This is a genomic window from Streptomyces sp. GbtcB7 (assembly GCF_019091445.1).
GTDB classification, from domain to species: domain Bacteria; phylum Actinomycetota; class Actinomycetes; order Streptomycetales; family Streptomycetaceae; genus Streptomyces; species Streptomyces mirabilis.
In genome coordinates this window covers 346801-369813 of record NZ_JAGXJM010000005.1, presented here as the reverse complement: position 1 = coordinate 369813, position 23013 = coordinate 346801, and the positions used below count along the sequence as shown (strand labels likewise).

Here is a 23013-nt window from a genome sequence, read left to right as displayed (position 1 = left end):
TGCTGATGTGCGGGTTGGTCACGCGGTGACGTCGAGGTGCTCCGGCGCCGATCGAGCGCCGTTTCCTGAAGCGATCCGATCCCGAAGGCAGGCTCCGGAGCCTGCCGAACTCAGGCTCTAGAGCGCCGGCGTCGACCGGCGCGCGATCATGTGCGTGGGCAGGACGACGGGGGTGGTCGGCGGCTCCTGACCGGCGAGGCGGGCCAGGAGCAGGCGGGCGGCCGTCTCTCCCATCTCCCGCATGGGTTGGCGGACGGTGCTCAGTGAGGGCTCGGTGTGGCGGGCCACCGGGATGTCGTCGAAGCCGATCACCGCGATGTCCTCGGGCACCCGGATCCCGGCGTCCCGCAGGGCGCCCAGTGCGCCCACCGCGGCCAGGTCGTTGTGCGCGAAGACCGCGTCGAACTCCCGCCCCTCGGCGAGCAGTCGCCGCACCGTCGCACACGCGTCGGCCTCGGTGAAGTCGCCCTCGACGACGAGTTCGAGCCCCACGCCGTGCTCGGCGCAGGCGGCTCGGAACCCTGCGAGCCGGTCGCGTACACAGCCGAACCGCACGGGCCCGGTGAGGACCAGCGGCCTGCGCCGGCCCCCTGCCAGCAGGTGACGCGCGGCCGCCGCCCCGCCCTCGGTGTTGGCGGCCGTGACGGACGGGAACTCCGGGTGGTGGCCCCGGTCGTCGACGAGGACGACGGGCAGACCGTCGCGGTGCAGCGCCGTCAACATCTCGAGGGTGTTCTCCGGCTCCACCACGAGCAGCCCGTCGAAGGCGCGCGCCGACACCTGGCTGGTGAAGCGGGCGACGGACTCGGCGCCCCGGTTGCAGGTGAACAGCAGCAGCCCGAAGTCGGCGGCCTCCACCGTGTCGACGACGCCCTGCAGCACCTCGCCCATCCACGGCCAGGTCAGTGAGGGCACCAGCATGCCCACCGTCCGGCTGCTGCCGCGGGCCAGCCCGACGGCACCCGAACTGGGTACATAGCCCATGCGGTCGATGACCTCGCGGACGCGGGCGGCAGTCGACGCGTCGACCTCGCCACGGGTGTTCAGCACCCGCGACACGGTCGTCTTGCTCACGCCGGCCGCCTGGGCCACATCGGCGATGGTCACGGCCACAACTGCCTCCCGGCACACGGGGATCGCGGCTTCCCGCGCCATGGGTGGAACCGGTACCGGAAGCGGTACCGGAACCGGTTCCGGCGCTGGGCGGGGAGTCAACCGGACTGTCATGGTGCCGTCAATACTTCACGCCGAGATCGCCCGGGACGAACCTGGAGCCCGGCCTTGCCTTCGGAACTTGAACGCGCCCGAAGGCCCCGCCCGTGCCGGCGCGGGGTCAGCCCGTACCCCCGGGTCAGGAGTGCGGAACCACCGCCACCGGGCAGGGCGCGTGGTGCATCACCGCGTGGGTCACCGAACCGATCCGTGCCCCGACCGCCGAGTGGTGTGCGCGGCGACCGACGACCATGAGCTGGGCCCGGTCGGCCAGCGACAGCAGGACCTGCCCGGCGCTGCCCATCTCGACGTGCTGTGTGACGGGCACGTCGGGGAAGCGCGCCCGCCACGGCTGGAGCGCCTCGGCGAGCGCCTTCTTCTCGTACGGCTCCAGGCCGCCGGCCTCGTCCAGCAGCTTCAGCGAGCCGGGGCTGTAGGCGAACACCGGCGGCAGGCTCCACGCCCGTACGGCGCGCACCCCGGCACCACGCGCCGCCGCGGTCTCGAAGGCGAACCGAAGGCCGGCCGCGCTGTCGTCCGGACCGCCCTGCTGGCCCACGACGATCTCCCGGCCGCCCGCTTCGGACGCGGCGCGGTCACCGGCCCGCACCAGGACGACCGGGCACGGGGCCTCGGCGATCACCTGTTGGCCGACGGAACCGAGCAGGAAGCCGACGATCGTGCCGTGCCCACGGGATCCGAGGACCAGCGTCCGGGCCGCCGCGGCCTCGGCCAGCAGCGAGTCGACGGCGCCGCCGTCCAGTACCTCGGTCGTCACCGGCAGGTCCGGGTGCCGGTCGGTGACGGTGCGGGCCGCGTCCTCGGCCATGTCCCGTGCCCAGCGCGCCTGCTCGTCCCGGTCTGCGCCGCCGAGCAGTTCGTGGTGGGACCACTGCCAGGCGTACACCGCGCGCAGGGGCAGCCCGCGGCGGACGGCTTCCCTGCCCGCCCAGGCCAGCGCGGCCCGGCTCTCGGGGGATCCGTCCACGCCCACGGTGATCCTGTCGGTCATGCGCCTGCCTCTCCGCCGCCGGCTCGCCCGCGCTGCCGGTCCCTCGATCCTGCTGACCGGTCCAGTGTCCGTCACCGCCACCGCAGGGTCGCGCAGGGCCCGGAGTGCCGCCTACGCCGACTCGCGCACCACGAGCTCCGGATCGAAGATCACCGAGGTGGGCTCGGTGCGCGCGCCCCGGAGGTGCTCGTCGAGGAGTCGGGCCATCACCGAGGCCATCTCCTCGACGGGCTGGCGCACGGTGGTCAGCGGTGGACGGCACGCCGTCGCCGCGCTGGAGTCGTCGAAGCCGATGACGGCGACGTCGTCCGGCACCCGTCTGCCCCGTTCCCGCAGCACCTGGCACACCCCCTGGGCCATCAGGTCGTTGGCCGCGAACACCCCGTCCACGTCGGGGTGTTCGGCCAGCAGTCCGGACATCGCGGCCATGCCGCTGTCGAGCGTGAAACCGCCCTCGGCGACGGGTACGTACGGATGTCCCCTGCGCGCCATCGTGTCGCGGAACCCGGCGAGCCGGTCCTGGCTGGCGTAGACGCCCAGTGGCCCCGTGACGGTGACGATCCGTCGGCAGCCCCGGTCCAGCAGATGGTGGGCGGCCATCCGGGCGCCGTCCCGGTGGGCCAGGTCGACATAGCTGAGCGGCACCGGGCGCGACGGCCGGGCGAAGAGCACCGCGGGCAGGCCGGCGTCGGCGAGCAGCGCCGGCAGCGGGTCGTCGGCGTGGGTGGAGACGACGAGCGCGCCGTCCGCGCTGCCCTGCCGCAGATCGTTCAGCGCCTGCTGTCGCGTCTGCGCGGAGTCGGCGAACATCAGCAGCGGATGCATCGACCGGGGACGCAGGTAGTCCACCACGCCGGTGACGACCCGGCCGAAGAACGGGTCCGCCAGCACCCGCGCCGTGAAGGCGTTCCGCTCCTCGCCGGACACGTCGCCCGCGCCGGAGACGATGAGCGCGACCGTCTCGGTCCGTCGTGTCACCAGCGACCTGGCGGCCCGGTTGGGAGCGTATCCGGTCCGTTCGACGGCCTGGCGGACCGCGTCCTGAAGGGCGGGATCGACGCTCTGGACGCCGTTGACGACGCGGGAGACGGTGGCGCGCGACACGCCCGCCTCCCGTGCGACGTCCTCAAGCGTGGGGGCGGCCCGTCTGCTCATTTCAGCAGCCTATCGGCCCGGCGCCGCGAGGGCATAGAGCGCTCTCTCGCACCACGGCACCGAGGACGCACCCACCCTCTTGATCGCACCTCTTGAACGCAATCACCCACGGCCCGGCGACCTCGGCGGAGCACAGACATCACCGAACTACCGCAAAACATCCGCCTGTTGACGTCTCATCGGGAAATAATCCACGGCACTCGTGTGACAACTCTTGACGCTGTGTTCACGCGGATGAAGCATGCATCGGCAAGAGAGCGCTCCCCGCACCTCCAACCGTTCACTTTCTGAACCAGGAGAGTCGCCCCCCATGCCTCACTTCCCCATGGATTCCCCGGACTCCGTCCGGTCCCTTCCCGCCAGACGGTCCGTCCTCGGAGCGATGGCCGCCACCGCGGCCGCGCCCACGCTGCTCGGTCTGTCCTCGCCGGCGTCCGCCGCGTCCGCGGCACCCGTCGCGCAGCCGCGAGCCCTGCCCGGCGGCGGCGATCTCGGCCCGAACGTCATCGTGTTCGACCCGTCGACCTCCGGCATCCAGGCCAAGCTGGACGAGGTGTTCCGACAGCAGGAGTCGGCCCAGTTCGGCACAGGCCGCTACGCGCTGCTGTTCAAGCCGGGCACCTACAACGGGCTCAACGCCCAACTCGGCTTCTACACCTCGATCGCGGGCCTCGGCCTGTCCCCCGACGACACGGCGATCAACGGCGATGTGACCGTCGACGCGGGCTGGTTCAACGGCAACGCCACCCAGAACTTCTGGCGTTCGGCGGAGAATCTCGCCCTCACCCCGGTCAGCGGGACCAACCGGTGGGCGGTCGCCCAGGCCGCGCCCTTCCGGCGGATGCACGTCAAGGGCGGTCTCAACCTCGCCCCCACCGGCTACGGCTGGGCCAGCGGCGGCTACATCGCCGACAGCCGTATCGACGGCTCGGTCGGACCGTACTCGCAGCAGCAGTGGTACACCCGCGACAGTTCGGTGGGCGGCTGGGCCAACGCCGTCTGGAACATGGTCTTCTCCGGTGTCCAGGGCGCACCCGCGCAGTCCTTCCCGAACCCGCCGTACACCACCCTCGACACCACACCGGTGTCCCGGGAGAAGCCGTTCCTGTACCTCAACGGCAGCGAGTACCGCGTCTTCCTTCCGGAGCGGCGCACCAACGCCCGCGGCACCACCTGGGGCAGCGGCACCCCGCGCGGCACGTCGCTGCCGCTCACCCAGTTCTACGTCGCCAAGCCCGGCGTCACCGCCGCCACCCTGAACGCCGCGCTCACCCAGGGCCTCCATCTGCTGTTGACCCCGGGGATCTACCACCTCGACCAGCCGATCCAGGTCAACCGCGCGGGCACCGTGGTCCTCGGGCTCGGTTACGCCACCCTGATCCCGGACAACGGTGTGACCGCGCTCAGGACGGCCGACGTCGACGGGGTGCGGCTGGCGGGATTCCTCATCGACGCCGGTCCCGTGAACTCGTCGACGCTCCTCGAGGTGGGCCCCACGGGGGCTTCCGCGAACCACTCCGCCAACCCGACCACGGTCCAGGACGTCTTCATCCGGATCGGCGGCGCGGGCGCCGGCAAGGCCACCACCAGCATGGTGATCAACAGCCGCCACACGATCATCGACCACACCTGGGTCTGGCGCGCCGACCACGGCACCGGCGTCGGCTGGGAGACCAACCGGGCCGACTACGGCATCCGCGTCAACGGTGACGACGTCCTGGCCACCGGTCTGTTCGTCGAGCACTTCAACAAGTACGACGTCCAGTGGTACGGACAGCGCGGGCGCACCATCTTCTTCCAGAACGAGAAGGCGTACGACGCGCCGAACCAGGCCGCCATCCAGAACGGAAGCGTCAAGGGGTACGCGGCCTACAAGGTCGCCGACTCCGTGACCACGCACGAGGGATGGGGCCTGGGCAGCTACTGCTACTACAACGTCGACCCGACGATCGTCCAGCACAACGGCTTCGCCGCGCCGAACACACCGGGCGTGAAGTTCCACGACCTGCTGGTCGTCTCGCTGGGCGGCCAGGGTCAGTACGAGCACGTCGTCAACGAGACCGGCGCACCCACGTCGGGCACCTCGACGGTGCCGTCCACCGTGGTCTCGTACCCCTGACCGCCCCGCGCGGAGCCTGAGTTCAGCAGGACGTCAGGCTCCCGAGGTCCACCGCGTCGGCCATCGCCTGCATCCCCTTGTCGTTGGGGTGCAGGTGATCGCCGCCGTCGAAGAACGGCAGGATCAACTGCGGGTCGTACGGATTGCGCGTGATCCTGTCGAAATCCGTCACGGCGTCGAGCGCGCCGCTGTTCCTGATCCAGTCGTTGACGCCCTGGCGCACGGCCTCGGAGGCGGCGTCGTACTCGGACCAGCCCTTGAACGGCATGACGGTCGCACCGACGACACATTTGCCCGCCGCGTGGGCCCGGTCGATGATCTGCCGATAGCCGGCGATCATGTCGTCCACCGTGACACCGGAGTGGGCCTTGATGTCGTTGATGCCTTCGAAGAGGAAGACCGTGCGGACCCCGGGCTGGGAGAGGACGTCACGCTGGAGTCTGTTCAGGGCGGCCTGCCCGGCGCCGTCCGCGAGCACCTTGTTGCCCGAGATCCCCTCGTTCGCCACTCCCTTCACGGTGAGCCCGGACGCGGCCTGGAGCCGCCGGGACAGATAGTCGGGCCAGCGGCGGTTCTGGTCGGTGGTCGAGGCCCATCCGTCGGTGATGGAGTCGCCGAGGGTCACCACCGAGCCGACCGAGGCGGACGTCTCCACGTCGACGGCGTCCAGCCAGTACCAGGAGCCCATCGGATCGGTCCAGTTGGCCGCGCCTTCTTCGGCCGCGTGGTCGCCCGCGGTCGCGTAGTTGGTCTGCATGGCCATGCCGTGGCCGGTCGTCGGTCCCTGGGCGCCGGTCACGTACAGGCTGATGACCAGGTCGCTCTGGGCGGCCAGTGTTCCGGGCAGCGGATCGCTGAGCACGGTCTCGCCGGCCGGGACGGTGACGGACGCGGCTCCGCCGAAGGACAGCCGCCGGTTGGAGCCGTGGACCAGCTCCGCACCTTGTTTCCGCAGCCCGGCGTACGCGCTCGCGAAGGTCACCGGGTGCTCGCCGAAAGCGTTGGACAGCCGGATCCGCAGGTTCGTGCCGCCGACGCTGGTGCGCACGATCAGTCGGTAGCTGCGGTCGGCGGGTCCCGCCCCCTGCCGGTCGGCGCTGGCACCCCAGGTGACCACGGAGTGCTTCGCCCGCGCCTCGGCCGCGGGCGTCACCGGCGTGCCCGACGAGGCCCCCGGCTGCGCCGCCGCCGAGGCGGTCAGGGGTCCGCAGACCGCGAGGAGCAGCGCCGATACGACGCCCACGGCGCGGCGTCGGAACCGGGCGCCGCTCACCCGAGGCCCCTCAGGGTGACGGACTCGCCGGGCTTGAGGCTGACCTTGCGGGAGGCTCCGCCCGCGACGACGGTCGTCTCGCGGCCGCCGACGCTCTTCAGCGTGGCCCGGGTCACCTTGCCGTTCTTCCAGCTGAGGTCGGCGACGAAGCCGCCGCGGACGCCCACGCCGGACACCGAGCCGGATGCCGCCCAGGCGGCGGGCAGGGCGGGCAGCAGCTCGATGTGTCCGGGCCGCGAGTAGACCAGCATCTCGACGATCGCCGCGGGGGTGCCGAAGTTCGCCTCGATCTGGAAGATGCCCCGGCCCGTCTCCACCTCGTAGATGTCGAAGAGGTTCATCGCGCTGCCGTTGCTGCCGTTGACCGACGGCTTCAGGTTGTTGACGACCAGCTGGTAGGCCTTCTCGGCGTTCTTCAGCCGCGCCCAGCACAGGCTGCGCCAGGCGTTGGCCCAGCCGAAGCTGTTCATCCCGCGCGCGGTGAGCAGGGCGGTCGCGCCGTCGAGGATGTCCTTCGGCGTGGAGCCGTCCGGACGGATCCGGTCGCCGGGGAAGAGGCCGATGAGCGGGGAGAGGTGCCGGTGGGTGGTCTCGCCGAGGTTGTCGGGCGACATCCACTCCTCGAGCCAGCCGGTCTTGGGGCTGACCACGGGCAGGTAGAGGCGCGCCCGCAGACCGTCGATGGTCTTGCGGTAGGCGGCGTCCTTGGCGAGCGCCTCGGTCGCGGTGTGGTAGTTGCCGAAGAGGTTCCACACCAGTTCCTGGGCGTACGTGATGCCCTTGGCGTCGAGCGGACCCTGCTCGGGCGACCAGTCGCTGTCGGCGATGAGGACCTCGCGCTCGGTCCCGGACGTGTCGGTGACGGTCGTGGTGATGAGGCGGGCCTCCCAGAACTGCACGGCGCCCTTGAGGAGGGGGTAGATCTTCTTGAGGTAGGCGCGGTCCTGCGTGTACTCGTAGTGCTCGAACAGGCTCTGGCAGATCCAGGCGTTACCGGCCGGGTGCCACCACCAGCCGCCTCCGCCATAGGGGTTGGTGGAGATCGCCACGGTCCAGCCGGCGATCTTTCCGCTGGAGTTGCGGTACCGGTTGGTGGAGTCGTTGAACAGCCGCTGGGTGACCTCCGTCCAGTCGGGCAGCTGTACGAGGCAGTAGTCGGTGAAGGCGTCGAAGCATTCGGACAGGCCCGCCCGGTCGGCCATCCAGTAGTTCATCTGGAGGTTGACGTCGGTGTGGTAGTCGGCCATCCAGTCCGGGTCGTTGCCGTCCAGCCAGGGGCCCTGGAGGCCCATCGGCAGGCTGCCCCGGGATCCGGAGATCATGAGGTAACGGCCGAACTGCAGGTAGGCGGCCTCGAGTTCCGGGTCGGGGATGTCGTCCCGGTGGCGCGCCCGCAGCCGCTCCCAGGTGTCCAGTTCGCGCTGCGCGACGGAGGACGTACCGAGGTCGATGTCCAGTTGTCCGAACACGGCCCGGAAGTCGGCGACATGCGTGTGCAGCAGGGTGCTCGCCGAGTGGCCGGCCGCGTTCAGGACCTTGGTCCTGGCGAGGCGCTCCGGGGCCAGGGACGGGTCGCGGAACTTCGTCGCCGCGTCGGGCACGTAGTTGGTACCACCGCTGACGACGACGGTGAGGTCCTTGCAGCCGCTGAACGCGATCGACGTACCGTCGACGCGGACCCTGCCCGTGCCGCTGTACGCGGTGACGGCGGCGCCGTACTTCAGGCCGTTGGCCAAGGAGGCGCCGAACGACGCGTAGCGGCCCGCGCTGTTGGCGGTGGTGGACTCGCCGTGGGTGCCCGCGAGGGAGACGGTACCGGTGTAGGAGCCGCCGCCCTGCTGGGAGAAGTACAGGACGATGGCGTCGTCGGGGCGGCTGGCGAAGATCTGCCGCCGGTAGGTGACGCCGGAGATGTCGTACGAGGTGCTGATCAGGCCCTGGGCCAGGTCGAGGGTGCGCCGGTAGTTGTTGACGTTGCCCAGGTCGTGGTCGGGAAGGGCCACGGTGAGTTCGGCCAGCATCGTCAGGGAGCCGAAGTCGTCTCGGCCGTACGGGAACTGACCGTCGCTCTGCAGCTTGTCGTTGAGACCTCCGGTCCACAGGGTGGCGTCGGTGATCATCAGGAGTTCGTCGGCGGGGTCGTTGCTCGCGAGCACCCCGAGGCGCCCGTTCCCGACCGGCAGCCCCTGCTCGATCATCGACTTGGCGGAACCGGGAGCCGCCCACCACAGCTGGTTCTTCGCGGCTTCGGCCGCGGACAGCATGGGCGATGCGGTGGGGCGCATGGGGGCTGCCGAGGCGGTGAAGGCGGGCAGACCACCCAGTGCGGTGGCCGCGCCGGCCGCGGCGGCGAGGGCGAGGAAGCCTCTGCGGCTGGAGGTGTTGTCGCGTGATGCGGTGTGCTGAACGTCCACGGTGTTGCACTCCATATCCGGGAGCTGCTCATGCGGGAACGACGGCTGCGGACCGTCGGCGTGCTGCGGGTCCCCGCGGGGCCCGGGTCGTGTCACCGGGCCCCGCGGGAAGCGGGTCGGACGGACTGCTGAACTGAGAACCGACCGCTGAACCAAGAACCGCCTGCTGGACCAAGAACCGACTGCGGGACTCAGACCGACTGCGGAACGACGATCCTGTCGATGTCGGGGGCGTATCCGCTGCCGCTGTCGAAGGTGATCGTGTTGGAGCCCGCCTTCAGCGCCAGTTGGACGCTGACCGTCTCGGCCGTGCTCCAGTCGCCCGTGGAGGGGAACTTCTCGCTGGTGCCGTTGCCGCTGTTGGAGAAGACGGTCACCGAGCGGGGGTCGCCGCTGACGTAGGCGACCTGGACGGTGTAGATGCCGTCCTTCTTCACCGTGACGTCGTTGAACCGCAGCTTGCCGCCGGTGTAGAGGTTGCCGACCTTCTTGCCGCCGGAGCAGGCGTCACAGCCGGCGACCGAGGCGTTGCCCGACAGGGTGTTGGCGTCGGACTCGGCCTCGTAGCTCGTGGTGGTCAGCGTGCCGCTGCCTGGCTTGACGGTGAACAGCCGTGAGCCGTGGGCGGGCAGCGCCTCGGTGATCTTGTTCTTGTAGGTCCCGAGGTTCGCCTTGTTCCACAGGTCGCGCACGGAGGCGTTCCCGGTGAATCCGAGGGAGGCCCACTGGGCGGTGACGGAGGCCGGCGAGTCGGCGAGGTTGAACAGGGCGACGGTGTAGCTGCCGTCGGGGTTCTTGGTGCCCCAGACCTGCTGGTCGCCGACGGGCGTGACCGGACGCGCGACGGGCGAGTCGTTCTGGTCGACGGCGATGACTTCCTTGTTGGTCAGCAGGGAGACCCCGTAGCTGTCCAGCTTGGTGAGGTCGTCACCGGTGAACAGCGGCGACTTGTTGATGGCCCACAGGGTCATGTAGCTCTGCCGCTCGGCCTTGGTGAGGCCGTCCATCTCGCCGTTGCCGACGTCGATGCCGTCCAGGTCGTTCCAGCCGCCCGGGCCCGCCTTGCGGCTCCACGCGGGGGCGTCGTCCCACCGGTCGTTGACCGAGTTCTCCCAGGTGACGAGGGTGTTGCAGTAGCACTCGACGTCGGTGTCGATGCGCCAGCCGTTGGAGTACTTCTTCCAGTCGGCGGCGTGGCCGATGTCGAGCGACCAGGAGAGTTCGAGGTGGATCGGGCGCCCGGCGGTGGCGATGGCCTTCTGCCAGGCTGCGACGTCGGGGACGTTGTTGTAGTTGTCACCGGACTTGAAGGAGCCCGGGCCCACGCCGTCCAGCTTGAGGAAGTCGTAGCCCCAGTCCGCGAACTGCTGCGCCTGCGAGTCGATGTACTTCTGCGCGCAGGGCTTGTCGAAGTCGATCTTGTAGGCGTTGTCCCAGCCGTTGGTGGTGCGCAGGTCCGGGTAGACGATGTCGGCGGTGGTGCAGCCGGGGGCGTTCCAGATCGGCGTACTGCCGTCGCCGTACGCGCCCTTCTCCAGGCCGACGGGCAGGTAGATGCCGGCCTTGAGGCCCTTGGAGTGGATGTGGTCGGCGACCGACTTCATGCCGTGGGGGAAGCGGACCGGGTCGGGCGTCTGGCGACCGTACTGGTCGAAGCCCGTCTTCCAGGTCTTGTCCATCCACCAGCCGGCGTCGATGTTGACATGGTCGTAGCCGTAGTTCTTCAGCCTGGCGGCGAGGGCGTCCGTCTGCTTCAGGACGTTCGCCTCGGTGAGGTAGCTGTAGTCGCCGTCCGGGTTGAGGCCCGGGTACTTCGACGACTGCATGCTCCAACTCGACCAGCCCATGTACGGCTTGGCGGCGACGGGAGTGGTGGCGGTGGTCTCGCGCGGCACCGGGGTCTTGGCCTGTGCGGCCGGGACGGTCGTCGCGAGTCCTGCCGTGAGGGCGAACACCACCACGGCTCTCAGGGTGCGTGCGGGCAGGACGGAATACGAGGATGACCGCATGGGTCGTGCCTCCTGTGGGGTCAGGGTTGGGGCGGCTCAGCCCTTGCCCGAGCCGATGGTGAGTCCGCTGATGAACTGGCGCTGGAGCGCGAAGTACACCAGGAGTGTGGGGATCGCGGTCATCAGTGCACCGGCCGCGATGAGGTTGGGATTGGTGAAGTACGCACCCTGGAGGTTGGCCAGGGCGGAGGTGATCGGGCGCTTGTCGCCGCTCTCGATCAGCGCGAGCGGCCAGAAGAAGTCGTTGTAGATCCAGATCGATTCGAGGGTCGCGAGGGCCGCGAACGCGGGGCGGCACAGCGGCAGGATGATCTGGAAGAACTGGCGCCAGACGGGGGCACCGTCCACGAGCGCCGCCTCGGAGATCTCCTTCGGGATCGTCTTCATGTAGTTGCTGAGGACGAAGGTGCAGAACCCCGACTGGTAGGCGATGTGGATCGCGATGATGCCCCAGGCCGAGTTGTAGAGGAGGAGGGAGTCGCTCATCCACTGCGGCAGCGGGATGAGGAGGTAGAGGCGGTACAGGGGGGTGATGAGGACCTGTGCCGGGAGCAGGTTGCCCGCGGTGAACAGCATCAGCAGGACGATGTTCCAGCGGAAGTCGAAGCGGGAGACGAAGAAGGCGACCGCCGCCGAGAACAGCAGGGTGCACAGGACGGACGGCACCGTGATGAGGACGGAGTTCCAGAAGAAGTGCGGCATCCCGGACTGGCTCCAGGCGTCGCTGAAGTTGCCGAGACTGAGGCTGTGGGGCCAGGAGAGATAGCCGTGCTTCGCGGTGTCCGAGTAGGGCCGCAGCGAGGTGTACATGGCCCACAGCAGCGGGACGAGCCACAGCAGGGCGATGCCGCCCAGCATCAGATGACGGCCGGTCTGGCGCCGCGGCCCGGAGGGGGTCTTCGGCGTCTGCTGCGCGCGCCGGGTCCGCGGTCGGGAGGCCGGGCGCGGCACGGTCGTGGTCACTGGTCCTCCTTGCGGAAGTTCTGGACGAGGAACGTCCCGATGGCGGCAAGGGAGACCACGAGCAGGACGACCGCGAGGGCGGACCCGTAACCGATGTGACTGGACTCGCCGATGATGTTGTCGGTGATGAGGAGGGACAGGAGTTCCATGCCCGGCTTGCTTCCGACGCCGCCGCCGAGGACGTAGACGACGTCGAAGGACCGCAGGGACTCCATGACCGTGATGACCAGGATGATGACGTTGACCGGTTTCAGGGCCGGAAAGACCACCCGCAGGAAGGTCTGGCGTCCGTTGGCGCCGTCGAGCGCGGCGGCCTCCTTGAGCGCCGGGTCGAAGCCCTTCAGGCCGGCCAGGTAGAGGATCATGATGTATCCGGTGTGCCGCCAGCTGGAGGCGACCAGGACGGCCCACAGGTTGAGGTCGGAGTTGCCCAGCCAGTCGATGTGGTGGCTGGATCCGGCGGCGCCCAGGATGCCGTTGAGGAGCCCGGTGTCGGGGTTGTAGATGATCTCCCAGATGAAGCCGACGACGGCCAGGGAGAGCACCATCGGCAGGAAGATGGCGGTCTGGTAGATCCTCGTGAAGCGGATCTTCCGGTCGAGCTGGTAGGCGAGGAAGATGCCGAACGGGGTCGGCAGCAGGGCCGTGAACAGCAGCCAGATCACGTTGTGCCGCACCGCGGGCCAGAACGGCGGGTAGTTGGTGAAGATCTCCTTGTAGTTGTCCAGGCCGATCCAGTGGATGTCGGCCAGGTCGATGCCGTCCCAGGTGGTGAAGGACAGCCCCAGGGAGGCCAGCGCGGGCAGCCAGACGAAGAAGAGCAGGGCCGCCAGCGGGATGCCGATGATGACGGTGAGGAAGATCCGGTCGCCGGTGCCGAGCCGGCGGGGGCGGGCGCGTCGCGAGGCGGGGGGCGTGGTGGGCGCGGAGGACACGGTGCGTGAGACCTTTCCGGTCCTGGTCAGGCCGTGAAGAAGCGCGAACGCTGGGACTCGATCTTCTTCAGCGTTCCCGAGCCGTCGTCGGGGTGGCTGAGCCACTCGGTCAGGCCGGGAAGTACGACGGTGGAGATGAAGCCGGGGTCGCTGTCGCGGTCCGCGAACTGGCTGATCTGCTTGGCGGAGGCGATGAGGTCGGCGGACTTCTTCTGGAGCGCGTTGTACGAGCCGGTGCTCGCCTTGTCGTTGACGGCGAGGTTGCTCGGGTCGACGCCCATGTACAGCTCCTCGGTGTGGGCGCCGCCGAGGAACTCCAGGAACTTCTTGGCACCGGCCTCGTTCTTGGGCCGGCGGCTGAGCATGAAGCCGTCGGTGGGTGCCTCGACGGCGTCCTGACCGTGCGCGGCGTCGATCTCGGGGAAGGGGAAGAAGTCGATGTCGGCGCGTATCTTCTCGTCCGTGATCTGCTGTCCGAGGAAGAGGCCGATGACGGCCATCCCGGACTTCTTGTCGAGCAGCGACTGGGCGGCGTCCTGCCAGGAACGGCCGGCGGCACCCTGCTGGTAGTAGGGGGCGAGTTCGCGCCAGTGGTCGAGGATGGCGAGGGCGCGCTTGTCGGTCCAGGAGACCTTGCCGCGCATCAGCGACATGTGGAAGTCGTAGCCGTTGGTCCGCAGGTTCACGTAGTCGAAGGCGCCGAGGATGCTCCAGGCGTCGCCACCGCCGTAGCCGGAGGCGATCGGCGACAGCCCGTCCTTCTTCATCCGCTTCGTGAGCGCGATGAACTCGCTCCACTTCTGCGGGACTTGGTAGCCGCGCTCCTTGAACAGGCTCTTGCGGTAGAAGACGGCCCACGGGTAGTTGTACAGCGGCACGAAGTAGTACTTGCCGTCCTCGCCGCGCGCGAGCTGCTTGGTGGCGTCGCTGAAGTCGGCGCCTATCTTGTCCCACACGTCGTCGAGGGGGCTGCAGAGCTTCTTCTTGGCGAAGTAGTCCATGCGGTAGCCGGCGAACCAGGTGAAGACGTCGTCGGGGGTGCCCTGCAGATAGGTGGAGATGCTCTTCTGGAAGGTGTCGTGGTCGACGGTGTTCGTCTTCACCTTCAGCCCGCTGTCCTTGACGAACGCCTCCGTGACGGCGGCGTAGGCCTTCTTGGGCGTGGCGTCGCCGCCGTTGGATCCGAAGGTGACCGTCTTCGGGTCGGCCCCCGCTCCCCCGCCGCAAGCGGTCAGAACGGGCGCGGCCAGTGCGGCGGCGCCGAGTCCGAACAGTCCGCCGACGACTCTGCGGCGGCCCGGGTCACGCGCAGCCAGGGGGTTGCGGCTCTGCTGCGTCATTGTTGCTCCTCACGCGTGTCCGTACATGTCTGATCTTCAGTGCGTGGCTGTGCTTCAGTACGTGCTGGTCGGTGCGTGGTGTGCTCGTCGGCGCGTGCTCGCCCCTCAGGGCGTCGTGCTCCTCAGCGCGCGTCCGAGGTGGTGAAGGACTGGATGGCGGTGGCCGCCGCGCCACGCGCCCACTCCTCGAAGGGCAGCGGCCTGGTCTGTACGTCGCAGTCCGCGGCCGAACCGAACGCGGCCGCGGCGAACGCGTCACGGATCTGTTCGGCGAACAGGTCGTAGGCGGCCAGTCCTTCGCCGGAGATGATCACGCGCTCGGGGCCGAGGAGGTTGGCCACGGTCGCGATGCCCCGGCCGATCGCCGCTCCCGCCCGGGCGTACACCTCCCGGGCGCCGGGGTCGCCGTCGTGGGCGAGGGCCAGGGCCGCGGTGGCGTCGGCGACACTCGCGCCGGTCACCTCCCGGATCCGGCCGACGATCGCGGGGTCCGAGGCGATCGCCTCGACGCAGCCCCGGTTGCCGCAGTGGCAGCGAGGACCGGCCGGGTCGATCGCCACGTGCCCGATCTCACCGGCCACGCCGTGCGCTCCCGCCACCACCTGTCCGTGCACCACCAGGCCGCAGCCGATGCCCGCGCCGACGGTCACCAGCGCGAAGTCGGACAGCCCCACCCCGGCCCCGAACCACTGCTCGGCCACCGTCAGCGCCCGAACGTCGTTGTCGAGGGTGACCGGCAGTCCGGTCGTGGTCGCGGCCAGTTCGGCGAGGGGAACGTCGCGCCACTCCAGGAACGGCGAGTAGCGCACCACCCCGGCCGCCCGGTCCACGTCACCCGAGACGGCGATGCCGAGCCCCCGGACCTGTACCCCGAAGCCGTCCGCCTCCGTCAGCAGTTCCTGTACGAGTCCCGCGACGGAGGTCAGTACCGCCTTGGGTTCGCGGGAGGTGAGCGGAACGCGCCGGGCGACCCGGATGCGGCAGCACAGGTCGGTGAGTACGGCGATGAGCTCGTCGCCCGTCACCTTGATTCCCAGGAACAGGGCCCTCCCTCCGTCGACCCGCACCGGGTTGGCGGGCCGCCCGAGGACGGGCTGCCGTGCGTCCTCGGCGATGTCCTCCACGAGGTAGCCGGCCTCGATCAGCGGCCGGACCGCCTTGGTGACCGCCGCCGCCGACAACTGGGTCCGCCCCGCTATCTCCGACCGCGTGAGCGGGCCGTGGGACAGCACGGTGGTGAAGATCTGGGAAGCGGCCGGCGTGTGGGCCGGGAACGCCTCGGTGAGAGAGGTCGAACGCATGGCCGGAACCTAAGGCCCTTATTTTCTGCTGTCAATGAAAGAAACAGGATTCTCTTGAGGATGCTCCATGAGGTACCTGTGACCTGTGAATTCCAGAATGCGAGCAGCCATTGACACGTGATCCAAGGTCAGGGTTGGCTTTTCCTTGTCTCGTACGTGAGCACCACCCGAACGCGAGGATCCATGTCGCCGATCTCCTTCGCCCCGGACACCGGGGTCTGGCTGCTGTCCACACCGCGCACCTCGTACGCGCTGCGGATCGACGAGACCGGAGCGCCCTGCCATGTCGCGTGGGGTCCACGACTGACGCCCGCGGAGGCCGAGGAGCTCGCCGTGCCACCCGCGCCCGAGGCCAGCAGCTTCGAGGGCAGGCCGCCCGTCGGGGAGGAGCTGCCCGTCGACGGCGGCACACGCTACGGACCGCCGTCACTGCAGGTCCGGTTCGCGGACGGCTCCCGCGCCTTCGAATGGCAGCCGACCGGCCACCAGGTCGACGAGGGCGAGCTGACCCTGTCGTTCCGCGACCGCCGCTACCCGTTGCGGGTGGCGCTCCACTACCGGGTGCGCGAGGACACGGACGTCATCGAGCGCTGGACCGTCGTCCGCAACGACGGCGACGAGCCCGTCACCCTGCTGCGTGCCGACTCCGCCGCCTGGACCCTGCCGCCGCAGCGGGACTACCGGCTCAGCCATGTCACGGGCCAGTGGTCCGCCGAGAGCCAGTTGCGACGCGACCGACTGCCGTACGGCGAAACCGTGTTGACCAGCCGTCGCGGGATCACCAGCCACCACGCGAACCCGTGGCTGATGCTCGACGCGGGTGAGGCGACGGAGGAGCACGGGCGGGTGTGGAGCGCCGCCCTCGCGTGGAGCGGGAGTTGGCGCGTCACCGTGCAGCGCACCCCCGACGGGCGGGCCGGATTCACCGGCGGCCCCGGCCAGGACGGCACGACCGTGCCGCTCGCGCCGGGCGAGGAGTTCGCCACTCCCCCGTTCGCGGGACTGTGCACCGACGGCGGCTTCGGCGCGGCCAGCCGCGCCTGGCACGCGTACGTCCTGGCCCATGTCCTGCCCCATGCGGACGAGTTCGCCCCGGTGCTCTACAACTCCTGGGAGGCGACCGGCTTCGACGTCGACGAGGTCGGGCAGAAGGCGCTCGCCGAGCGGGCGGCGGCACTCGGGGTGGAGCTCTACGTCGTCGACGACGGCTGGTTCGGGGCGCGCCGCAGCGACCGGGCGGGCCTCGGCGACTGGACACCGGCGCCCGACCGCTTCCCGGACGGGCTGGCCCCGCTGGTCCGCGCGGTGCACGGGCTCGGGATGCGCTTCGGCCTCTGGGTGGAGCCCGAGATGGTGAACCCGGACAGCGACCTGTACCGCGAACACCCCGACTGGGTACTGCACTTCCCCGGCCGCCCCCGCTCCGAGCTGCGCAATCAGCTGGTCCTCAACTTCGCCCGCCGCGAGGTCGCCGACTGGGCCCACGGCTGGCTGACTCGGCTGGTCGGCGACCACGGCATCGACTTCCTCAAGTGGGACATGAACCGCGCGTTCAGCGAGGCCGGCTGGCCCGACCGGGAGGACGGCGCCGACCGCCTCGGCCCCGCGTACGTGCGCAATCTCTACGGCGTCCTCGACCGGCTGCGCGCGGACCATCCGGCGCTGCGGATCGAGACGTGCAGCGGTGGCGGCGGCCGGGTCGACCTGGGCATTCTCTCCCGTACGGACCAGGCGTGGGCGTCGGACAACACCGACGCCGCCGACCGGATGGGGATCCAGCAGGGCTACGGCCAGATCTACCCCGCCCGCACGATGGGCGCCTGGGTGACCGACGTACCCAACCAGCTCACCGGCCGTACGGTCCCGCTGCGCTTCCGCTTCCACGTCGCGATGGCCGGGGCGCTCGGCATCGGGGGCGATCTCACCCGCTGGTCCGAGGAGGAACTGCGGGAGGGGGCCGACCTGGTCGCCACGTACAAGAGGGTCCGCCATCTCGTCCAGCACGGCAGGCTTGACCGGCTGTCGCCGCCCGCCGAGGACTCGGTCTGCGTGGTGCAGTACACCGCCGCGGACGCCTCCGAGACCCTGCTGCTCGCCTACCGGCGTGTCTCCCGCCACGGCGCGCCGAGGCTGCCGGTCCGGCCGCGCGGTCTGACTCCCGGGGGCCGCTATCGCGACGCCCGCACCGGCGCCGTGCACCACTCCACGGTGCTCGGCGAGTACGGTATCGACCTCGAGCTGCCGGCGGGCGACTGGTCCAGCACGGCGGTGCACCTCGTCCGGGAGGACTGACACCCCGTCAATGTGCTGGTGGGCCGCCCGATGTCGCTCTCGCTCTCGCCAGTCGGGGGCCCGTCAGTACCGCTGGGCCTTCGCCAGGACCGGGGTGAGCTGGGGTTGGGTGGGCTGTCTGCTGATGGCGACGGGCTGAGCGCGCTGGCCCGGCTTGAGGTTCTCCGCGCCCACGAACCTGGTCTCGACGACCTTGCCGTCGGCGTTCTTGAAGTCGACCTGGACGGCGTACGAGGCCGTGCGATCGGTGTTGTTGGTGATGTTGACGAGCACGGCGAGCAGGCCGCCCGTCTTCGCCCTGGGCAGGCCGGTCATGGCGACGTCGGACCGCGCGTTCCCGGGGCCCTGCACCTTGTTCAGCTCCGCCTGTGCCTGCGCGCTCGCGCGGGCCGTGTCGGCCGAGACGGACGCCTCGAACTCCGAGGCCGCGGCGGACAGCGAGGAGGCCGCCGCCGAGGCCGAGGCCCGGGCGGAGCCGATGATCGAGGAGGCGGCCGAGGCCAGGGCGGACGGCGGTGTGCCACTGAACGACGAGGTGTCCGGCGGGGTGGCGCGCGGGGCGACAGCGGCGGCGCCGCTGTCGCCGCCGCTGTTCGTGCTGCACGAGACGAGCGCGGCGCCGCAGGTCAGGGTGGCCAGGAGGGCCGCGGTCGCGCGGCTGCGGCGGGTCCGTGCCGGGCCACCGTGGGTGCGTCTGCTCATGGAGCTCGTCCTCTTCCTGCCGGTCCGAAAACCCGGTCTGCGGGCCTCCCTCATGCTCCGTGCCGGGCTCCGCGTCCGCGATCGGTGCTGACCCGTTGGGGTTGCCCGGCCCACGGCAAACCGGGGTCTCGGCGCGGGACGGCACGAGCAACGCCGAGCCGCCTTCAGCGTGGCGCCCGGGGCGCTCCCAGTTCGACGGAAAAGGGTTGGGCGGGACGATGCCAGGGCTGCTAGCGTCCGGGACACCGTGACATCGCGCGAGGAGGTGAGACCCATGAAGGCCGTATCCAATGGGTGCTCCCCCTCTTCTTCACGGTTGGGCGATTGACGTAGGTGTCGCCGGGAGCGCCTCAACAAGGCACTCCCGAAGGGCAACAACCCATGCATTTCACCGCGGAGACATCGTCGAACGGTGTCGTCGAACGCAACTTCACTCTGGATGAGGTCACCGGCGTGCTCTGGTCACCCGCATCCGGCTCCGATGGTGCACCCCTGGTCCTGATGGGTCACAGTGGCGGCCTGCACAAGAAGGCACCGGGAATCCTGGCCCGTGCACACCACTACGTGACCACCTGCGGTTTCACCGTGGCCGCCATCGACGCGCCTGGACACGGCGACCGGCCGCGAAACGCGGAGGACAAGCAGTGGGTCGCCGCTCTCCTGCAGGCCCGGGCGGCAGGAGAGCCGATCGGCCCGATCATCGTCGACTTCAACGGCTCACTGGCGGAGCGCGCCGTGCCGGAATGGCAGGCAACCCTGGACGCCCTCCAGGCTCTGCCCGAGATCGGCCCCGAAGCGCCGGTCGGCTATGGCGGCATGACATTGGGCACCGCGACCGGACTGCTGCTGGCGGCCATCGAACCCCGGATCACCGCCGCGGCGTTCGGCGGGGTCTTCGTGTACGAGGCGCTGACCGAGGCGGCCAGACAGATCACCATCCCGATCGAGTTCCTGCTCCCGTGGGACGACGAGGAAATCAACCGCCAGGCCGGTCTCGCGTTGTTCGACGCCTGCGCCTCGAAGGAAAAGGCCTTGCACGCCTACCCGGGCAGGCACAACCAGGTGCCCGGATTCGAGGTCGACAACTCGGCCCGGTTCTTCCTCCGGCATCTCGGCCGGTCCGGCACGTCACCGGCCTGACCTGACCTGACCTGACCTGACCTGACGGCGGTGTCGGCGTCCGGCTTCGAGCCGGTCGCCGATACCCCGTCCCATCTCGGCCAGCCGCCTCGGCTCGCGCCGTACCCCCCGCAGCCGGGCCACGATCTGGGTGGGGTGGCGTGGGGCCGTTCGCTTGGGTGTCGACCGATTCGAGCTACGGCGACCGTCAAGCGTCCGTTTGCCGAGCTCGGCCCAGCACTCGCGTGGCGCGACAACCTCCGGAGACCCGTAGGCCGCGCTTCGCGAGAAGCTTTTCAGTTGCATTGGACGGCAAACGGCAAAGGCAAGGAGAGCTCTCTCCTTGCCACTCTCAACGTATAGCGCGCTGGGGGGCTTGCCGCAAGACCCGGGTCATGCCGCAGAATCGTCGGCCGATGCCACAACCTGCGGAAATGGGGACACGACGTGCGTGTGTTGTTGTCGACGCATTGGCCCGACCGGGCGGAGCGGTCGGTCGGCTCATCAGAGGGACGGCAACCAGGGACACGGAGCACGGTTGCCTCGGAGGTATCGCAATGACTGAGCGGTACGTGTTGGATCTTCAAGAGGTTGACGAGACGCAGGTCGCGGTCGTCGGCGGCAAGGGCGCGCACCTGGGCGGGCTGTCGCGGATCGAAGGCATCCGCGTGCCGGCCGGCTTTTGCGTGACGACGGACGCCTTCCGGCGGATCATGGCAGAAGCGCCGTCGCTCGACGATCGGCTCGATCAGCTGTCGCGCCTGAACCCGGACGACCGGGAAGCGATCCGCACGCTCAGCGCGCAGATCCGCCGGACCGTCGAAGGGATCGCCATCCCGGGCGATCTCGCGGCAGTGATCACCCGCGCGCTCGCCCAGCTCGGCGGGCAGGCCGCCTGCGCCGTCCGATCCAGCGCGACGGCAGAGGACCTGCCGACGGCCTCCTTCGCCGGCCAGCAGGACACGTACCTGAACGTCGTGGGGCCGACGGCGATCCTCCAGCACGTCAGCCGGTGCTGGGCCTCGCTGTTCACCGAGCGGGCCGTGACCTACCGCCAGCGGAACGGCATCGACCACCGTACGGTCCACATGGCCGTGGTCGTGCAGCGGATGGTCTTCCCGCATGCGTCCGGCATCCTGTTCACGGCCGACCCCGTCACGGGCAACCGGAAGGTCGCCACCGTGGACGCCGGCTTCGGCCTCGGCGAGGCCCTGGTCTCCGGCCTGGTGAACCCGGACGTCTTCAAGGTGCGACACGGCGAAGTCGTCGCCAAGGCGATCGCCGCCAAACAGCGTGCCGTTCACGCCCTGCCGACCGGCGGTACGCAGGAAGTGGCGATCGACTCGCGGCGGCAGGAGCAGCCGGCGCTGACGGATGCGCAGGTCGTGCGGCTCGTGCAGCTCGGGCGGCGGATCGAAGCGCACTTCGGCCGCCCGCAGGACATCGAATGGTGCCTGGTCGACGATGACTTCCAGATAGTGCAGAGCCGGCCGATCACGACCCTGTTCCCCATCCCCGAGACCGGCGACCAGGAGCATCACGTCTACGTCTCCGTTGGTCACGGGCAGATGATGACCGACCCCATGAAGCCCCTGGGGCTCTCCATGTGGCAGCTGACGGCCATGGTGCCGATGCACACGGCCGGCGGGAGGCTGTTCGTCGACGTCACCCGGCGCCTGGCCTCGCCCGCGAGCCGCGCCGGCCTCCTGGACGTCGTGGGGAGAGGCGATCCGCTGATCAGGGACGCTCTGGAGACCGTCCTCGACCGCGACGATTTCGTCCCGTCGCTCCCGGACGCGGGTCCCGGCGGGCCGCCGGCCGGCGGTGCGTCCGCCACGATCGAGACCGATCCGGCCATCGTCACCGAGCTGATCGAGCGCAGCCAGGAGTCCATCGCCGCCCTGGAGCGCGACATCCGGACGAAGACCGGACCGGCGCTGTTCGACTTCCTGCTGGAGGCCTTCGAGGAGCACAAGCGAGTCCTCAGTGATCCGCTGAGCATGCAGGCGATCATGGCGGGGATGGAGGCCACGTGGTGGCTCAACGACACGCTGCAGGAGTGGCTCGGCGAGAAGAACGCGGCTGACACACTGACGCTGTCCGCCCCCGACAACGTCACGTCGGAGATGGGACTGGCGCTGCTCGACGTCGCGGACGTGATCCGCCCGCACTCGGAGGCGGTGGCGTTCCTGCAGGGAGTCGAGGACGAGGGCTTCCTGGACGAGCTGGCGAAACTCACCGGCGGGGCCGAAGCGCGCGACGCCATAGAGGCCTACCTCGACCGGTACGGCATGCGCTGCGTCGGCGAGATCGACATCACGAGGCCACGTTGGCGCGAGCGCCCCACCACGCTCGTGCCCGTGATCCTCGACAACGTCAGGAACTTCGAGCCGGGCGCCGCCGAGCGGCGCTTCGAACAAGGGCGGCAGAAGGCGCAGAAGAAGGAACAGGACGTGCTGTCACGCTTGCGGGCCCTGCCGGACGGGGACCGGAAAGCCGACGAGGCCAAGCGGATGATCGACCGGGTCAGAACCTTCATCGGGTACCGGGAGTACCCGAAGTACGGCATCGTCAGCCGCTACTTCGTCTACAAGCAGGCCCTGTTGGAGGAGGCCGAGCGCCTCGTGCAGGCCAACATGCTTCCTGAGAAGGAGGACATCTTCTACCTCACGTTCCAGGAACTCCACGACGTCGTGCGCTCGAACCAGCTGGATGGCCCGCTCATCCAGCAGCGCAAGGACGCCTTCCGGTCGTACCACGCGCTCACACCGCCCCGGGTGCTCACCTCGGATGGTGAGGCCGTCACCGGGGCGTACCGGCGCGACGACGTGCCGGCCGGCGCCCTGATCGGCCTCCCGGTTTCCGCCGGGACCATCGAGGGGAGGGCCCGCGTCATCCTTGACATCGCGGAGGCCGATCTCGAAGCGGGCGACATCCTGGTCACGACCTTCACGGACCCGAGTTGGTCGCCGCTGTTCGTCGGAATCGCGGGCCTGGTGACGGAGGTGGGCGGCCTGATGACCCATGGCGCGGTGATCGCCCGGGAGTACGGCTTGCCGGCCGTCGTGGGCGTGGAGCAAGCCACCCGGCTGATCCGGGACGGGCAGCGGATCCGCGTGCACGGAACCGACGGGTATGTCGAGATCCTGCCTTGACCGAGCACACCG

At 69.8% G+C, this 23013-nt stretch carries 15 protein-coding genes; 4 read left to right on the top strand and 11 right to left on the bottom strand.

What is annotated here, in order from left to right:
• Nucleotides 1–117 precede the first annotated feature (117 nt).
• The 3 genes from KVT44_RS11890 to KVT44_RS11880 all read right to left on the bottom strand — a co-directional run bounded on the left by KVT44_RS11890 (nucleotide 118) and on the right by KVT44_RS11880 (nucleotide 3379).
• Nucleotides 118–1113, bottom strand: a complete 996-nt coding sequence (locus KVT44_RS11890) for a LacI family DNA-binding transcriptional regulator (protein ID WP_217567000.1) — start codon at nucleotides 1111–1113, stop codon at nucleotides 118–120.
• A gap of 238 nt (nucleotides 1114–1351) precedes the next feature.
• Nucleotides 1352–2224 (bottom strand): universal stress protein, encoded by an 873-nt coding sequence (locus KVT44_RS11885; RefSeq protein WP_217566999.1) that lies wholly within the window; start codon nucleotides 2222–2224, stop codon nucleotides 1352–1354.
• Between the two features lie 111 nt (nucleotides 2225–2335).
• Nucleotides 2336–3379, bottom strand: a complete 1044-nt coding sequence (locus KVT44_RS11880) for a LacI family DNA-binding transcriptional regulator (protein ID WP_217566998.1) — start codon at nucleotides 3377–3379, stop codon at nucleotides 2336–2338.
• Nucleotides 3380–3689: 310 nt separating this feature from the next.
• Here KVT44_RS11880 and KVT44_RS11875 point away from each other — a divergent pair, with 310 nt between their 5' ends.
• Complete coding sequence (locus KVT44_RS11875) at nucleotides 3690–5498, top strand: coagulation factor 5/8 type domain-containing protein (protein WP_217566997.1); 1809 nt, start codon at nucleotides 3690–3692, stop codon at nucleotides 5496–5498.
• A 22-nt stretch (nucleotides 5499–5520) separates the two neighbouring features.
• On the opposite strand, the gene KVT44_RS11870 is transcribed toward KVT44_RS11875, so the two are convergent.
• The 7 genes from KVT44_RS11870 to KVT44_RS11840 form a co-directional block, all read right to left on the bottom strand.
• Complete coding sequence (locus KVT44_RS11870) at nucleotides 5521–6771, bottom strand: SGNH/GDSL hydrolase family protein (protein ID WP_217566996.1); 1251 nt, start codon at nucleotides 6769–6771, stop codon at nucleotides 5521–5523.
• A complete protein-coding gene (locus KVT44_RS11865) occupies nucleotides 6768–9200 on the bottom strand; it encodes a glycoside hydrolase N-terminal domain-containing protein (RefSeq protein WP_217566995.1) in 2433 nt (810 codons plus the stop codon). The genes KVT44_RS11870 and KVT44_RS11865 overlap by 4 nt, the downstream gene beginning before the upstream one ends.
• Before the next feature lie 176 nt (nucleotides 9201–9376).
• The gene (locus KVT44_RS11860) at nucleotides 9377–11194 is read right to left on the bottom strand and encodes a carbohydrate-binding protein (protein ID WP_217566994.1); all 1818 of its coding nucleotides are present in this window, start codon (nucleotides 11192–11194) and stop codon (nucleotides 9377–9379) included.
• Between the two features lie 36 nt (nucleotides 11195–11230).
• Nucleotides 11231–12055, bottom strand: a complete 825-nt coding sequence (locus KVT44_RS11855) for a carbohydrate ABC transporter permease (protein WP_254649277.1) — start codon at nucleotides 12053–12055, stop codon at nucleotides 11231–11233.
• Between the two features lie 98 nt (nucleotides 12056–12153).
• The gene (locus tag KVT44_RS11850) at nucleotides 12154–13092 is read right to left on the bottom strand and encodes a sugar ABC transporter permease (protein WP_308313968.1); all 939 of its coding nucleotides are present in this window, start codon (nucleotides 13090–13092) and stop codon (nucleotides 12154–12156) included.
• A gap of 26 nt (nucleotides 13093–13118) precedes the next feature.
• A complete protein-coding gene (locus KVT44_RS11845; RefSeq protein WP_217566992.1) occupies nucleotides 13119–14432 on the bottom strand; it encodes an ABC transporter substrate-binding protein in 1314 nt (437 codons plus the stop codon).
• A gap of 122 nt (nucleotides 14433–14554) precedes the next feature.
• Nucleotides 14555–15733, bottom strand: coding sequence for an ROK family transcriptional regulator (locus tag KVT44_RS11840; protein WP_099924611.1), 1179 nt, complete (start codon nucleotides 15731–15733; stop codon nucleotides 14555–14557).
• Nucleotides 15734–15916: 183 nt separating this feature from the next.
• On the opposite strand from KVT44_RS11840, the gene KVT44_RS11835 reads away from it, so the two are divergent.
• The gene (locus KVT44_RS11835; RefSeq protein ID WP_217566991.1) at nucleotides 15917–18025 is read left to right on the top strand and encodes an alpha-galactosidase; all 2109 of its coding nucleotides are present in this window, start codon (nucleotides 15917–15919) and stop codon (nucleotides 18023–18025) included.
• Nucleotides 18026–18088: 63 nt separating this feature from the next.
• On the opposite strand, the gene KVT44_RS11830 is transcribed toward KVT44_RS11835, so the two are convergent.
• Nucleotides 18089–18727 (bottom strand): hypothetical protein, encoded by a 639-nt coding sequence (locus tag KVT44_RS11830; protein WP_217566990.1) that lies wholly within the window; start codon nucleotides 18725–18727, stop codon nucleotides 18089–18091.
• A gap of 381 nt (nucleotides 18728–19108) precedes the next feature.
• Here KVT44_RS11830 and KVT44_RS11825 point away from each other — a divergent pair, with 381 nt between their 5' ends.
• Complete coding sequence (locus KVT44_RS11825; RefSeq protein WP_217566989.1) at nucleotides 19109–19867, top strand: dienelactone hydrolase family protein; 759 nt, start codon at nucleotides 19109–19111, stop codon at nucleotides 19865–19867.
• Nucleotides 19868–20403: 536 nt separating this feature from the next.
• Entirely contained in the window at nucleotides 20404–23001 is a 2598-nt protein-coding gene (gene rph, locus KVT44_RS11820) for a rifamycin-inactivating phosphotransferase (RefSeq protein ID WP_217566988.1), read from the top strand.
• The last annotated feature ends 12 nt before the right edge of the window (nucleotides 23002–23013 follow it).